Consider the following 14,855-nt stretch of genomic DNA (forward strand, 5'->3'; position numbering starts at 1 on the left):
CGGGCCGCCCCGCCCGCGGCCGCACAGATCTCTACCGGGCGGGGCGGGCGCGGTTCGGGGGATCTCAACGAACTTGCCCCGCCCCGCCCCGTGCCAGCCCCGCCGCGAGCAGAGCGCCCGCCCCGCCCCTGCCGGAGCGGTCGGGCGGGGCGGCCGCTTCTTTTCTTTCCCCGTCCTCCGTCCTCTTGGACCCGATCCGCACCGTCGCCGCCATGCAGGCGGCCGCCGACGCCGCCCGTGCCGCCGGCCGCCGCCTCGCCCTCGTCCCTACGATGGGGGCGCTCCACGAGGGCCACCTCGCCCTCGTCCGAGACGCCCGCCGCCGGGGCGACCACGTGACCGTCTCGGTCTTCGTCAACCCGACGCAGTTCGCGCCGGGCGAGGACTTCGACGCCTACCCGCGCACGCTCGCCGCCGACCTCGACGCGCTGGAGCGCGCGGGCGGGGTGGACGCCGTCTTCGCGCCGACGGCGGCCGAGATGTACCCGTTCGGGCTCCCGCCCACGACCACCGTCTCGGTCGGCGCGCTGGGGCGGCACCTGTGCGGCCCGCACCGGCCGGGCCACTTCGAGGGCGTCGCGACGGTCGTGGCCAAGCTGCTCCTCGCGTGCCGCCCGCACCTCGCGGTGTTCGGCCAGAAGGACGCCCAGCAGCTGGCCGTGCTCCGGCGGATGACGGCCGAGCTCGGGTTCGGCGTCGAGGTCGTCGGGCACCCGGTCGTGCGCGAGGCGGACGGGCTCGCGCTCTCGTCGCGGAACCGCTACCTCGGTGCCGACGAGCGGGCGCAGGCCATCGTGCTGCACCAGGCGCTCGTGGCCGCCGAGGCCGCCGTCGAGCGGGGCGAGCGGTCGGCGGCGGCCCTCGAAGCGCTGCTCCGGCGCGAGGTCGAGGCCGCCCCGCTCGCGCGCGTCCAGTACGCCGAGGTCGTCGACGCCGAGGCGCTCCAGCCCGTCGACACGCTCGCCGCGCGCGGCCCCTCGGGGGGCCGGTACCTTGCGGCGCTCGCCGTGTTCTTCGGCGACACCCGCCTCATCGACAACACCACGCTCATCGTGAGGGATTAAGGGGTACGGGATGGAGGAATGAGCAGAAACGGCGCGACCACGAGCGCCCCCTCATCCCTCTATGCCTCCATCCCCCATCCCTCCCCGCCATTCATGACCGTCACGATGTTTAAGGGGAAGCTCCACCGCCTGACGGTGACCGAAGCTGACCTGTACTACGAGGGCTCGATCACGCTCGACCGCGAGCTGATGGAGGCCGCGCGGCTGCTCCCGTACGAGCGCGTCCAGGTCCTCAACGTGAACGCCGGCACGCGGCTGGAGACCTACACGATCCCCGCCCCGCCCGGGAGCCGGACCGTGTGCCTGAACGGCCCGGCCGCGCGGCTCGTGGCGCCGGGCGACCAGGTCATCGTGATCGCCTACGCCGACATGACGCCCGACGAGGCCGCGGCCCACCGGCCCCGCGTCGTCCTCGTCGACGCCGACAACAACCCGACCGAGATCCTCGACCTGGACGGCTCGGACGTGGCCGACCCGAGCGAGCCGGCCGTCACGAACGCCATCGACGCCGACGGTTTGTGGTCGCCGCGCCTCGGCCGCACCGTCTCGACGCGCGGCGCCGTCCGCCGGTCGTAGGACTGTGCGACCCCCGTTGGCACGGCGCGTGCGGGGCGGGGCGGACGCGCCCCCCGACGCCACCCCGCCCCGCCCTATGAAGCCGCTCACCGCCCTGCTCGCTGCACTTTTCTTGGTCGCCCTCGCGGCGTGCGTGGGCGATCCTGCCCCGCCCGCGGGAGCGTCCGAGCCGTCGTTCACGGCCGACGCCGGGCCAGAGGCGGCGACGCCGGACGCAGACGTGGCCTCGGCCGTCATCACCGGGGTCGGCGGGTCCGGCGTCTCGGGGACCGTCACGTTCCGCCCCGTCGACGGCCTGCTCCGCGCCCGCGTCCGCATCGAAGGGCTGACCGAGGGTGAGCACGGGTTCCACGTCCACGAAGGCACCTCCTGCGCGCCGGACTCGGCGGGGACGCCGGGCGGGGCGGCGGGCGGCCACCTCAACCCGCTCGTGAGCCTGCACGGCGCGCCGTCGTCGGTCGTCGTCAGCCACCACGCGGGCGACTTGGGCAACATCACCGCTGGCCCCGACGGGGTCGCCGCCGGCGTCGTCGTCGACTCGCTCCTGTCCTTTTCGGGGCCGACGTCGGTCGAGGGCCACGCCGTCGTCGTGCACGCCGGGCGCGACGACCTGGAAACCCAGCCGGATGGGGCGTCCGGCCGCCCCGTCGGGTGCGGCGTCGTCCGCAAAGGGCCGCTCCCGACACCCTGGGCCACCCCGCCCGCGGCCGTCCCGCCCGACGCCTAGGGCGGCTGAGGGCGGGACGGCGTGGTGCGATCCCTGAGTTTTGGCGCGCTGCGGGCTCGGCGACGGGCGCGGCGCGTAGGACAGGTGGCTCTTCTCCAGAACCCTCCCCTCCGCACATGCGCTCATTTCCCCTCCCCGCCCTCCTCGCCGCTGGGCTCTTTCTTTTCCCCGCCTGCCAGACCACCGAGGAAGTGGCCGACGAGACGGCCGACGTGGCTACGGACGTAGCCGACGAGACCGCCGACATCGCCGTCGACGTCGGGGACGCCGTCGCCGACGCGGCCGGTGACACGTGGGACGCCGTGACCGGCCTGTTCGAGGACGACGCCGAGACCACCGCCGCCGCCATCGTCCGCCCGACGTCGGACGCCGGCGCCAGCGCCCAGGGCACGGTCCGCTTTCGGGAGAGCGGCGACGACCTCATGGTGGACGTGAGCCTCAGCGGCCTCACGCCCGGCATGCACGGCATCCACATTCACCAGAACCCGGCGTGCTCCGCAGCCGACAAGGACGGCGACGGCCAGATGGAGCCGGCCGGCGCCTCGGGCGGCCACTGGGACCCCCTCGGCACGAACGACCACGGCGCCCCCACCGACGATTCCCAGAACAAGCACAAGGGTGACCTGGGCAACATCTCGGTCGACGCCGACGGCACCGTCGAGACCACGGTCACGGTCGGCGGCTACGGCCCGGACGAGTACCCGGTCGCTGGTCACGCCATCGTGATCCACTCCGGCCGCGACGATCTCGAAACGGACCCGGCCGGCGACTCGGGCACGCCGCAGGGCTGCGGTGTGATCGAGGGGCGCATGTAGTCCCCGCCCGTCTCGTCTGCTCCGCGCCCGCTGCCCCACCCGGCGGCGGGCGCGTTCGTTTACGGCACGGCGTGGGCACGACCGCCCCGCCCCAACGAAAAACGGCCCTCCCCGAGTGGGGAGGGCCGTCGGTCCTGGAGCGAGACACGGGACTCGAACCCGCGACCTCCACCTTGGCAAGGTGGCGCTCTACCAGCTGAGCTAGTCTCGCACGTCGGCCCGGCATGCGGTGCCGAGCGAGCGCCCAAAGTACGCCGCCCCGCCCGCGTCTGTCAACGCGGGGGGCGGGGCGGGGCGGGCGTCTTCACCGGGTCTCAGCCGGTTCGCCGGGCGGGGAGGGCGCCGGAGCGGGCGGGGCGGAGCGGGGCGTGCGTTCTTCCCGCTCCCTGCCCCGCCCCGATGGACGACGCCCCGCGCTCCTGGACCACGCTCGCCTCCCGGACGCTCCTCGACCGGTGGTGGCTGACGCTCCGCGAGGACCGCGTCCGCCTCCCCAACGGCCACGTCCTCGACGAGTACCACGTGGCCGAGTACCCCGACTGGGCCTGCGTGCTCGCGCTGACCGACGCCGGCGAGGCCGTCCTCGTCGAGCAGTACCGCTACGGGATCGACCGCGTCCTGCTCGAGCTCCCGGCCGGGGCCGTCGATACGGGCGAGGACGTGGCCGAGGCGGCCCGGCGCGAGCTGCTGGAGGAGACGGGCTACGCCTCGGACGACTGGGAGCGGCTGGGGCGGCTCGCCGTCGAGCCCGGGCGGCACACGAACTACGGCCACGTCTACGTGGCCCGGGGCGCCCGGCGCGTCGCGGACCCCGCGCCCGACGAGGCCGAGGACCTCCGCGTCCGGCTCGTGCCAGCCCGTTCGCTGCCGGACCTCGTGGAGTCGGGGCGGATCGCCCACGGCGTCCACGCCGCCGCCGTGTTTTGGGCGCTCTCGAAAGGGTGGCTTTAGGCGCGGGCGGGGTGGGGGAGGGGGCCGCGCGCCCTGAACCCCGCCCGGGCGCACGCGTTGACCCGACCCGTTCCCACCCCGCCCCGCGCTTCCCATGCAGAAAGAACAGAACACGATCCTCGTCAGCGTCAACACCGAGGACCACGACGACCAGGACGCGCTGATGACCGAGATCGGCCGGAAGGTCGGCCAGGGCTGGACGGTCATTCAGGCCATCCCGATCTCGGGCGGGGACGCCGGCCCGGGCGGAGCTTCGGAAGACTTTATGCGCTACCAGGTGACGGTCGAGCGCGAGATCGACTCCGACAACGTCGTCGTGGACGCCGACCGGGGCGGGGCGGCCGACCTCAAGGACGTCGGCCAGGTCTCGGCCGCCTTCGACGAGCCGCTCACCACGCCGGACGACGACGCCTAAAGCTGACGTGCAGGGAGGTACGGGGTACTCGGTACGAGGACCGCGCGCGCCGAGGTCAGATCGGGCCGTACCTCGTACCCGGTACCCACCCGAAGGGTGCTCTAACGCAGAGCCGCCCCGCCCTCGACAGAGAGGGCGGGGCGGCAGTCGGGTGGGGCGGCCTCAGCGGGCCACGACCATCCGGCGCGTCTCGGCAAACGTCTCACCCTCGACGCGGACCATGTAGAGGCCCGGCGCGAGCGTGCTCGTGTCGACGGACACCGTCGCCGGCGTCCCGGCCCCGACCGAGCCCTCGTAGGCCCGCGCCACGCGGCGCCCGAGCGCGTCGTACACGTCGGCCGCCACGCGCTGGGCCGTCGCCGCGTGGACGTCGAGGCGCACGGGGCCGACGGCCGGGTTCGGGTAGGCCGGCCCCACCGTCGTCTCACGCTCGGCGACCGCCTCGCCGGCCGTCGCCGCCGGCGAGACGACGACCTCGAACCGCTCGGACCACGGGGCCGCCCCGCCCGTCTCGAACGCGTACGACGTCTGGCCCCGGAGGTCGACCGCGTCGCCCGTCTTGAGGTCGTGGAGCCGGGCGCCCCAGCCCGCCGGGAGCGTGGCCACGTCCCAGCGGAGCGTGAACGCCCCGCCCTCGGACGCCGCGAACGCGATCGGCACCGCGCGCGGGGCCGAGAGCGCCGTCGGGAGCGAGAGCACGCGCTGCCGTCGCAGCTCGCCGTCGCGCTGCCCGACCGGCGCGACGAGCGCGAAGGCTTCAGTCGGCGGCGTCAGCTTCGACCCGTCGTGGACGTCCCACCCGGCCTCGGCGCCCTCGACGAACCGGACGTGCGCCGAGGCGTCGGCGACGGCCGCCCCGCCCTCGAGCGTGCCCGAGAGTTCGAGGCTGAGGCGGGCGGCGGTCGTGGCCGTCTGGCGCCGGGCCGCGGCCTCGACCGGGGCGGCGGCCGTGGGGTCGACGGCCGCCGACGTGGTCACGACCGTGAACGAGCCACGCGGCGCGTACACCTCGGCCACCGCCCCGCCCCACACCGGCAGCACGTCATCGGTGCCGTCGGGGCCGGAAAAAAGATCCTCGTAGGTGCCGCGGGCCGGGTCCCACACCGCCACCGTCGTCTGGAGCGCCCCGCCCGCGACCGTCACCCCGCTCAGGCGGAGCGGGTACGGGTACGGGTTTCCAATCAGGTAGACGCCGCTGTCCGTCGGAGCGCTCACCTCGCGCTCGTAGGGGCCGCTCAGGAGCGCGTCGTCGATTGGCACGCCCGTTGTCGTGAACGCGAACGCCTCGCTCTCCAGGGCGTGGCCCCAGCTCGTCCCCCCGCCGTCGGCCGCCGACGGCGCCGCCTCCTCGTCGAACCAGTGCCAGAAGAACCCGTCCCCCGGCGCCAGCGCCTCGTCCGTCGACGCCGGCGCGACGAAGCCGCCGCCCGCGTTGTCGAACGCGGTGAGCACGTTGGGCTGGGCGCCCGGGTACTGGGCGGGGTGGTCGCCCCCGGCCACGCCGCGGACGAGGTTGATCGCAGCCAGGTCGCCGACCGCCTTGGGCTCCCCGTCCGCGCTCACAACGGGGACCGAGACCAGGCGGAGCCCGGCGCCGTCCTGGACCTCGGCCGTCCGGTCCACCGTCACCTCGCGGCCGTTGCCGGCGCCCGGCGTGGCCGCGCGCGGGTGGAGCAGGGCCGACGCGAACGGGCCGCCGCCGCCGGCGAGGTCGAGCCGCTGGAGCGACGCGCCCTGGGCCTCGACGTACTGGACCGCCTGGCCGAGCCGGGCCAGCAGGTCGTCCGACCGCCCCGCCCCCTCCGGCCCGAACACGACGGCGTCGACGAGCCCGCCGGCGCCGGCCCGCGAGCCGACCGCGACCTCGTGGTCGTAGACCGCGACGGCCCCGACGCCGGCCTGGACCTCGCCCAACGCCGCCCCGCCCTCGGCTCCGCCGACCACGAAGAGCCCGTCGGCGCCCGTCGTGTGGCTGCTCAGGTCGACGGACGCGTACACCGCCCCGCCCCCGTCGACGAGGGCCAGGTGGAGCCCGTCGAGCGCGAGCCCAGAGTCCGCGCTGCGGAGCTCCACGAACGCGCCGGCGCCCGCCGCGTCGACTTCGACCTCGTTCACCACGATCAGACGCGGCGCGGGCGGGGCGGGGACGATCTCGCCGGGCTCCACGGCGACGGCGTAGAGGCCGTGGTGCTGGTAGCCGCCCTCGACGCCGAACCCGGCCTCGAACGTGACGACGACGTCGCCGTCGGCGTAGTCCCCGGCCGGCGTGCGGACCACGAGGCGGACGGGCTCGCCCGGCCGGAGCCCGTCGGCCTCAGCCGTCGTCGGGTCGTCGGCCCAGACCGTGAGCGCGGCGCCGGCCCCGCCCCACCGCCCCGCCCCAACGCACCGCCCGTCGGGGGCGAGGACCGACAGTTCGTCGCCGACCTCGAGCGGAGCGCCCGCCCGGGAGAGGGCGGGGCGGGCCGGAATGAGGAGGGTGGCGCCCGAACCGGTCCGCCCGGCGCAACCCGCGGCGTCGGGCGGGGTGGGCGAGGACAGGAGGAGGAGGAGGGCGAGAAACGGGGCCATGCGCACGACTCGAATAGTGGACGGCCGGTATCGCCGCCGCGCCGCACGGCGAGAGCATTTCGAGAACAAGGACCCCGACGGTGGACCTGCCGTTACGGTCCGCCGTCGCCGCACGCCCGTCTAGGGGAGCCCGGTACGGCGTGTGCGTTATTCCTCCCCGCCCGATTGCGTGCGGCCCGGGCCGCATGCTAGGCCCCACGTCCGTATTGTTTGTCTCCCTAGTCTGCCCATCCCATGGCCGCTGACCGTCCCCGCCCCACCCGCCCGCCTGGCAGCGCCCAGGGCCGGAAGATCGAGGAGGTCCTCGACGTGCTCTACCGGCGGCGGTGGATCATCGCCGGCGTGTTCCTGCTCGTCGCCGTGGGCGCCGTGGCCTACGTGTCCTCGCAGCGCCCGCTCTACACGACCTCGGCGCTCGTCCTCATCGACCTCGACCGCGCCGCGGGCGGGGCGGAGACGTCCCCCATCGGCGAGACGACCCCGTTCGTCCGCGACAACCGCTCGGTCTACACCGAGCTCTTCGTGCTCAACCAGTCGCGGGGCATCCGCGAGCGGGTCCAGGAGCGGCTGGGCGGCGACAACGGCCAGCTCCCCCCGGGCAACGTGGACTTCGAGCTTGCCGACCGGAACGTGTCCAGCGGCATCCGCATCAACGCCGTCAGCTCGGACCCCGAGGCCGCCGCGGCGCTCGCCAACGCCTACGCTGAGGAGTACGTCGCGCAGACCCAGATCGCCAGCCGGGGGTATCTCACGACCACCCGCGAGTTCCTCCAGGAGCAGTCCGACCGCCTCCGCGGCGAGCTCGACGAGGCCGACGCCACGCTCGAAGGACGCATGACGACCCCGGCCGTCATTGGGTCGAGCGCCCTCGTGAGCCGGCTCTCCGCGCTTCAGTCCCAGCGCGACGCGGCCCAGATCAACCTCCAGACGCGCCGGAACAAGCTGGCCTCGATCAACGGCCAGCTCCGCGACATCACGCCCGGCCTCGCCGATCGCGTCTCCGACGCCACCGACCGTCGCGTGGCCGAAATCGAGCAGTCCCTCTCCGAGCTCCGCCAGCGGCTCCAGCCGTACGAGCGGCGCGAGTCGGCCGGGCTGGCCATCGATGAGTCTGCCGCGCGCGCCATCCGCGGCCGGATCTCGGAGCTCGAACGGGAAAAGCGCGAGGTGACCGGCCAGTTTGTCGGCCAGGCCCTCGACGCGGGCGGGGTGACTGCCCCCGAGCAGGCCCTCTCGCTCATCGCCAACCTCAAGGAGCAGGCGACACAGGAGCGGATCGAGATCCAGGGTCTCCAGGGCCAGATCGCCCAGCTCGGCCGCCAGATCGGCCAGATCGATAGCCAGCTTGGGCGGGCGCCTTCGCAGGCCGTCTCGCTTGAGCGGGCGCAGCAGGAACGCGCCGCGGCCTCCCAGACCTACGCCAACGTCGCCTCGCGCCTCCAGCAGGTGACGGTCGCCGAGGAGTCGGAGCCGGGCTACGCCCGCGTTCTCAAGGGGGCGTCTGTGCCCTCCGCGCCGATAAGCACGACGCCGTTCAAGACGCTCGGGCTCGCGCTCCTCGCCGGGCTCGGCCTGGGGATCGTGCTCGCCGTAGCCCGCGACCGGGTCGACAACCGGGTATACAAGCCCGAGCACGTCTCGGCGCTCGGCGTCCCGGTCCTGGAGGCGGTCCCTGACCTGGCCCCGACGATCAAGGAGGCGCTGGGGTCGGACGCCCCGGTCGAGGTCCGGGGCCGCCCCGTCGCGCCCGAGCTCGTCACGCTCCACGCCCCGCTCTCGCCGGCGTCCGAAACGTTCCGCCACCTCCGCACCGCCGTTCAGTTTAGCCGGACCGACGCCGTCGTCCGTACGGTCGTGGTCACGAGCGCCGGGGCCGGCGAGGGCAAGTCGACGACGTCGTCGAACCTCGCGGTCACGTTTGCCCAGGCGGGGCGGAAGACGGTGCTCATCGACGCAGACTTCCGGCGGCCGCGGCTCCACGAGGTGTTCGGGAGCCCGGTCGACTACGGCCTCGCGCAGGTCCTCGGCGGCCGCTACGCCGACGCCGAGAGCCTCGCGTCGCTCCTCCCGGAGGCGTTCTCCGGCCCCGTCGACAACCTGTTCGTCATCCCCACCGGGGCCGTCGCGGTCGAGAATGAGCTCGATGGCCCCGGCGACGGCCGCGCGACCGTTGCCAACCCCTCGGAGCTCCTGGGTTCGCCCGAGCTCCGCGACCTCCTCCAGGCGCTCCTCGACGTCGTCGACGTTGTCGTCATCGACACCCCGCCCGTGCTCGCGGCGACCGACGCCGTGCTCCTCTCGACCCAGGCCGACGCCACGCTCCTCATGACGAGCTCCGGCAAGTCCAAGGTCGGCGACGTCCGGCAGGCGCTGGCCCACCTCGACGACGTGGGCGCGCGCGTCGTAGGCGCCGTCCTCAACCGATTCTCGCTCGACAAGGCGCTCGGCTACGCCTACACCTACGGCCACTACTCGAAGTACGGGGCTTACTCCAACTACGGCCCCTACGGGTCGGGCCGGGGCGCATCGCGCAGCCGCCCCGCCCGCGAACCGGACGCCACGACCACCCAAACAGACAACGGACAATGAACCGACCCGCCGCCGCACGCTTCGTCGCGTCGCTCGCCTTCCTCGTCACGATGGCGCCGTCCTCGGCCGCCCAGATCGGGGCGGTCAACGAGATCATCAACCAAGGGACATCGTTCTTCCAGTTTGTCGAGGAGGGGGCGCCCAGCGTCGAGGTCTACGTCCTCGGCGGCGGCGCACGGAACGGCGTCTACCGGCTCCAGAGAGGCATCTCCCTCACGGAAGCCCTCGCCCTCGCAGGGGGCACGGCCTCGACCGACTCGACCGAGCGGGCGATCTCGACCTCGATCGTTCGGGTCCTCCGCATGCAGGGGGGCACGCGGCGCCCGATCTACGAGGCGACGGCCGAGCAACTTGTGCTCGAGCCCGAGATCCACCCGAACCTTGAGACGGGCGACGTGATCGAGACTGAGGTCGAGTACGAGGCGATTCCGGAGCCGTTCACGTTCCGGGACGGCCTTGAGCTCGTGAGCCGGCTGGCGTCCGTGGTCTCCGTGCTTCTGCTCCTGTACTTCCGAATCGACGGGCTCGGCAACTAGGCAGACGCCTAGAGGCTCGGCCTTCTGTGCCGTGTTAACGTCCCGGCCCGCGCGCAGCGGGGGCCTAAGAAAAGAGCCTCCACCCCGCCGTCAACGAAACGCACTCGGGAGGCTCACCAAACGCGGCGGCCCCTTTCTGGCATAGGACGTGAAGGCTCCCCACGTCCCGCCCCGCCCGTCGCCACCCCTCTCCGCCCGACGCCTTCTCGGTCCCGATGCCCTTTTTCCTCCTCGCAACGATCGGAGCCGTCGTCGCCTTCGGGGTGACGGCCGTGGCGACCGTGCTCGTCCGCCGGGCCGCCCTCCGCTGGGCGTGGACCGACGCGCCCGACGGGCACCGGAAGCTCCACAGTGTGGTGACCCCGTCGGCGGGGGGCATCGCCATCTTCGCCGGCGCCGCGGGCGCGACGGCGTTCGTCCTGTGGGCTGCCGGGCAGGCCGGCTTGGGCGGGGCGGCGGGGCTCCACCCGATCGCCTACGTCGGGGCGCTCGCGATGGTCGCCGTCGGGGCCTACGACGACGTCCACGGGATGGGGTTCAAGCCCAAGTTCGCCGTCGAGGTTCTGGTTGCCTACGCGCTCCTCCACGGAGGGTACCGGATCGACCTCAGCGCGCTCCCCTTTATCGGGTCCGACGTCTATCTCGGCGCGCTGTACTCGATCCCGCTGACCATCTTGTGGGTGGTCGGCGTGATCAACGCGGTCAACCTGATCGACGGGATCGACGGACTGGCGTCGGGCGTGGTCGCGATTGCGTTCGCGAGCATGGCGCTCGCGTTCGGCATCCGGGGTGACCTTACGCTCGTGCTCGTGGCGCTCGTGTTCGTGGGGGCGCTGGCCGGCTTCCTCGTCCACAACTTTAACCCGGCGTCGATCTTCATGGGCGACTCGGGGAGCCTGTTCCTCGGCTACGTCCTGGCCGTCTACACGCTGTCGAGCCCGGCCAACAGCGACCCGGCCCTGGCGCCGGTCGTTCCGCTCCTGGCTCTGGGGTTCCCGCTCCTCGATACCTCGCTCTCGATGGCGCGGCGTGTGGCCGAGCGGCGCGGGATGTTCGCCGCCGACCGTGACCACATCCACCACCGGATGGCAGACCGGATGTCGGTCCCAAAGGCAGTCGCCGCGCTCTACCTCGTGTCTGCCGGGTTCGGCATGCTGGCCGTCGTGGCAAGCTCGACGGGCGGGGTGGGCGTCGCGATGACGGTCGCGGCCGCCGTGGCGCTCGCGGCCGGCCTTATCGTCCGCCTGGGCTACGTCCGGCTCCCCTATGACAGCCCGCAGCTCGTCGAGGTCGACCCGAACGCCTCGGCGCCGGCCTCCGTGACGCGGCCCCCCGACGTGGCGGCCCCCGATGTGCCGGCCGCCGGCGCGCCCGAAGACGAGGATGCCGAACAGGTCCCCGACCTAGCGCCCCACTACGGGTAGGCCGCCGCCCCGCCCCTCCTGCGGCCCGGCCGTAGAGTACCTTTTCGTCAACGCCCTCCAACGCTCACCGATCGCATGGCCGTTTTGTCCCCTGACCTCCCCATCATTGTGTCCGACGCCGTGGCGACCGCCGATCTGGGGGGCGAGTCCGTCCTTCTCGACCCGGTGTCGGGGCGGTACTTCGGGCTCAACGAGGTGGGCACCCGGATCTTCGAGTTGCTGAGCGAGCCCCGGTCCGTGTCGGACCTGGTCGACCTCCTGGTGCAGGAGTACGAGGTGGCCCCGGCGCAGCTCCGGGCCGACGTCGAGCAGTTCGTCGGTGAGATGATGTCGCGCGGGTTGGTTGAGACCCCGTCGTGACACGCGTGCCGACCCCCAAAGCACCTGACCGCGGGCCGCTCGCCCGGACGCTCTCGGCGGCCGGGCGGGCGCGTCGGCTGCCTCGCGCCTCGTGGGGGGCGCTGGCCCGCGTGCTGCCGATGCTCCTCGTCGTGCGGATCGCTCTGTGGGCACTGCCGTACCGAACCGTGGTTCGGCTTTTCGAGCCCTCGGCGGGCGGTGCGGCGTCGGCCGACAAGGTCCCCCCGCAGCAGGCCTCGGCGCTCCTGCGCACCGTAGCGTGGGCGGGGCGGACGCTCCTGGCCGACCGGCCGTGCCTGACGCAGGCGATCGCCGGCCGCTGGCTCCTCGCCCGCAAGGGCTACCCCTCGACGCTCCGCCTCGGCGTACGCCGGGACGAGGACGGAATCGGCGCTCACGCCTGGCTTGAGGTCGACGGCCGGATCGTCCTGGGCGGCGGCGACTCGTCTGTGGTGTACAGCCCGTTCCGCCCCGCCCGTCGCCGCGACGAGGTTCAGGACGCACTGGCAGCGGAGGAACGATGAGCGCAGTCGCTGGAGTCGTCCGGTTCGACGGCGCCCCCGTCGCCGCCTCAGACGCCGAGCGGATGGCGGCCACAATGCGCCACCGCGGGCCAGACGCCGATGGCGCGTGGTCCGACGGCGTCGCCGCGCTCGCGCACCGCGCGCTGCACACGACGCCCGAGTCGCTCCACGAGCGGCTCCCGCTCGTCCGCGGCCCGCTCGCGCTCGTGGCCGACGCCCGCGTCGACGACCGCGACGCCCTCGCGAGCCGCCTCCGGCGGTCGCTCCACGAGCTCGGCCTCCCCGCCCCGGGCGCGCCGCTCACCGACGCTGACCTCCTCCTGGCCGCCTACGCGGAGTGGGGGGAAGACTGCCCGGACCACGTGCTCGGAGACTTTTCCTTCGCGGTCTGGGACGGCCGGCGCCGGCGCCTGTTCTGCGCGAAGGACCCGTTCGGGACGCGGCCCCTGTACTACGCCCACCGCCCGGGGGAGTGGATCGCGTTCGCCTCGGCTACGCGGCCGCTGGGCGAATTCGTCTCGGGCGAGCGGGACGAGGTGTTCCTGGCTGACCGCCTCCTTGGGTATCCCGGAGACCCCGCGCGGACTCCGCTCCGCGGCGTCCAGTCCCTCCTCGGGGGGCACGCGCTCTCCGCCGACCATCGTGGCGTGCGCATATGGCAGCACTTTACGGTCCGCTCCGACCCCGGAGTGGGGGCGGGGTGGAGCGACGAGGACTACGCGGCCGGATTCAGGGAGCGGTTTGAAGAGTCGGTCCGCGCCCGCTCGCGGTCGGCGTTCCCGGTCGGGGCAGACCTTAGCGGCGGGCTCGACTCGTCGTCCGTCACCGTCGTAGCTCGGGACATCCTGCGCGAAGAGGGGAGAGGTCCACTTCACACCTTCTCGACCGTCCACGACGACATCCCCGAGCTCGACGAGCGCGAGTATATCCAAGCCGTTGTGGACCAGGGCGGGGTGGTATCACACGTCTCGCAGGCCGCCCCGCTCAGTCCGATGGCTGCGCTCGACGAGATCGTCCCGCTCGTGGACGACGACCTCATGCTGGGCGCCCACTTTACGATGTGGGCCAACCTCAAGGCCGGGCGTGCGGCCGGCGTGCGGACGGTGCTCAGCGGGTACGACGGCGACACCGTCGTCATGCACGGGCGGCCGCGGCTCCGCGAGCTCGCCGACGCCGGCGACTGGGCGGCGTTCGGGCGCGAGACGCGGGCGCTCGAGACCCGCTACAGCCGAGCCTCGCACCGGCAGCCGTTCGAGGACGTCCTGGCCTCGGCCGCTGAGCTGTTCCTCCACTATGGGGTCGGCGCGCTCGACGTGGCCGCCGAGGACACGCCGCCGTGGGCGTTTTTGCGGCAGCTCCGGGGCGCTCAGCGCGAGGCGCGGGCCAACCCGCGCGGGATCGCGAAGCGCGTGTGGAAACGGGCCGTCACGCCCGGTCCGGTGCTCCGGCTCGCGCGTGCGTGGAAGCGCCCGGGAACGGGGCAGCTCAGCGAGCGGGCGGTCGAGATGGCACAGCCATTTGCGGACCTCGCCAGCGTCCGCGAGCGCGTGGGGCGGGCGATGTCGGAGACGGACCCGTTCACGTTCCAGAGCGTGGCCGGCGACCACCGGGCCGGCCTCGAGCGGCTGTCGCTCGGCCGGACGGGCGGGCTGTTCTCGCTCCTCGCGGGGGCGTGCGGGATCGAGGTCGCCCACCCGTTTTTCGACCGGCGCCTCGTCGAGTACAGCCTCGCGCTCCCCGCCGATCAGAAGCTCCGCGACGGCTGGACGCGCTATGTGCTGCGGCGGGCGATGGACGACGTGCTCCCCGAGTCGGTCGCGTGGCGCGTCGGGAAGGCCAACTTCGCGCCCGCGTTCCACCACGCGTGGTTCAGCCTCGACGGCGACCGCGCGCGGTCGCTCCTCGACCGCCCCGGCGACGGCGCGGCCATCGTCGACATGGGCCGACTCCGGCGGGGGTTCGAAGAGAATGCGTCGGGGTCGCTCGACGAAGTGGGCGCAACGGTGCTCGGCCTGACGGTCCTCCACTGGGCCGGCGCGGCGGGCGAGGACGTAGTCGGAGACGAGGCAGCCGATCCCACCCCGCCCCGCCCGCAGAACGACTAAGGTGTCCTCCTGGAACGTGCTTCAGGGGGCGGGGCGGGCTTGTCGTGCATAGACTTAGCGATCGGGTGTCCGTGGTCCCTCGTCCTCGACTCGACGTTTCAGGTCGAGACGAGCGGGGGGGAGCTCAGCGCCTGCGCCACGTCCGGTCTCAGCCGGGGGGCACTTGCGGCGGCTGAGCATTCCCTGCCCGCTTTCGGT

General features: G+C 73.5%; 13 protein-coding genes and 1 tRNA gene. 12 read left to right on the top strand and 2 right to left on the bottom strand.

Translation table 11 applies throughout. The features are described 5' to 3' along the window. Positions 1–185 precede the first annotated feature (185 nt). From panC to RQM47_RS08225, 4 genes are all read left to right on the top strand, one after another. Positions 186–1,064, top strand: coding sequence for a pantoate--beta-alanine ligase (gene panC, locus RQM47_RS08210; RefSeq protein WP_311662579.1), 879 nt, complete (start codon positions 186–188; stop codon positions 1,062–1,064). A gap of 93 nt (positions 1,065–1,157) precedes the next feature. After that, positions 1,158–1,640, top strand: coding sequence for an aspartate 1-decarboxylase (gene panD, locus RQM47_RS08215; protein WP_311662578.1), 483 nt, complete (start codon positions 1,158–1,160; stop codon positions 1,638–1,640). Positions 1,641–1,716: 76 nt separating this feature from the next. Further along, the gene (locus RQM47_RS08220) at positions 1,717–2,367 is read left to right on the top strand and encodes a superoxide dismutase family protein (protein ID WP_311662577.1); all 651 of its coding nucleotides are present in this window, start codon (positions 1,717–1,719) and stop codon (positions 2,365–2,367) included. A 116-nt stretch (positions 2,368–2,483) separates the two neighbouring features. Then, positions 2,484–3,182, top strand: coding sequence for a superoxide dismutase family protein (locus RQM47_RS08225; protein ID WP_311662576.1), 699 nt, complete (start codon positions 2,484–2,486; stop codon positions 3,180–3,182). 135 nt (positions 3,183–3,317) lie between these two features. On the opposite strand, the gene RQM47_RS08230 is transcribed toward RQM47_RS08225, so the two are convergent. After that, positions 3,318–3,393: transfer RNA gene (locus tag RQM47_RS08230), tRNA-Gly, on the bottom strand. A 188-nt stretch (positions 3,394–3,581) separates the two neighbouring features. On the opposite strand from RQM47_RS08230, the gene RQM47_RS08235 reads away from it, so the two are divergent. Continuing rightward, positions 3,582–4,133 (top strand): NUDIX hydrolase, encoded by a 552-nt coding sequence (locus RQM47_RS08235; protein ID WP_311662575.1) that lies wholly within the window; start codon positions 3,582–3,584, stop codon positions 4,131–4,133. Positions 4,134–4,227: 94 nt separating this feature from the next. Next, positions 4,228–4,548 (top strand): hypothetical protein, encoded by a 321-nt coding sequence (locus RQM47_RS08240; protein ID WP_311662574.1) that lies wholly within the window; start codon positions 4,228–4,230, stop codon positions 4,546–4,548. 162 nt (positions 4,549–4,710) lie between these two features. Here RQM47_RS08240 and RQM47_RS08245 read toward each other — a convergent pair whose 3' ends face one another. Next, positions 4,711–7,119 (bottom strand): T9SS type A sorting domain-containing protein, encoded by a 2,409-nt coding sequence (locus tag RQM47_RS08245; RefSeq protein WP_314008418.1) that lies wholly within the window; start codon positions 7,117–7,119, stop codon positions 4,711–4,713. 234 nt (positions 7,120–7,353) lie between these two features. On the opposite strand from RQM47_RS08245, the gene RQM47_RS08250 reads away from it, so the two are divergent. The 6 genes from RQM47_RS08250 to RQM47_RS08275 all read left to right on the top strand — a co-directional run bounded on the left by RQM47_RS08250 (position 7,354) and on the right by RQM47_RS08275 (position 14,657). After that, positions 7,354–9,708, top strand: coding sequence for a polysaccharide biosynthesis tyrosine autokinase (locus RQM47_RS08250; protein WP_311662572.1), 2,355 nt, complete (start codon positions 7,354–7,356; stop codon positions 9,706–9,708). Beyond that, positions 9,705–10,244 (top strand): hypothetical protein, encoded by a 540-nt coding sequence (locus tag RQM47_RS08255; RefSeq protein ID WP_311662571.1) that lies wholly within the window; start codon positions 9,705–9,707, stop codon positions 10,242–10,244. The genes RQM47_RS08250 and RQM47_RS08255 overlap by 4 nt, the downstream gene beginning before the upstream one ends. Before the next feature lie 215 nt (positions 10,245–10,459). Then, positions 10,460–11,668 carry an MraY family glycosyltransferase gene (locus tag RQM47_RS08260; protein ID WP_311662570.1) on the top strand — a complete coding sequence of 403 codons (1,209 nt, stop codon included), beginning with the start codon at positions 10,460–10,462 and terminating at the stop codon, positions 11,666–11,668. A 75-nt stretch (positions 11,669–11,743) separates the two neighbouring features. Further along, the gene (locus RQM47_RS08265) at positions 11,744–12,028 is read left to right on the top strand and encodes a PqqD family protein (protein WP_311662569.1); all 285 of its coding nucleotides are present in this window, start codon (positions 11,744–11,746) and stop codon (positions 12,026–12,028) included. A 5-nt stretch (positions 12,029–12,033) separates the two neighbouring features. Then, complete coding sequence (locus tag RQM47_RS08270) at positions 12,034–12,552, top strand: lasso peptide biosynthesis B2 protein (RefSeq protein WP_311662568.1); 519 nt, start codon at positions 12,034–12,036, stop codon at positions 12,550–12,552. Then, positions 12,549–14,657, top strand: coding sequence for a lasso peptide isopeptide bond-forming cyclase (locus RQM47_RS08275; RefSeq protein WP_314008421.1), 2,109 nt, complete (start codon positions 12,549–12,551; stop codon positions 14,655–14,657). Before RQM47_RS08270 ends, RQM47_RS08275 begins: the two co-directional genes overlap by 4 nt. The last annotated feature ends 198 nt before the right edge of the window (positions 14,658–14,855 follow it).

It is taken from the genome of Rubrivirga sp. S365, assembly GCF_032248475.1.
GTDB lineage: Bacteria > Bacteroidota > Rhodothermia > Rhodothermales > Rubricoccaceae > Rubrivirga > Rubrivirga litoralis.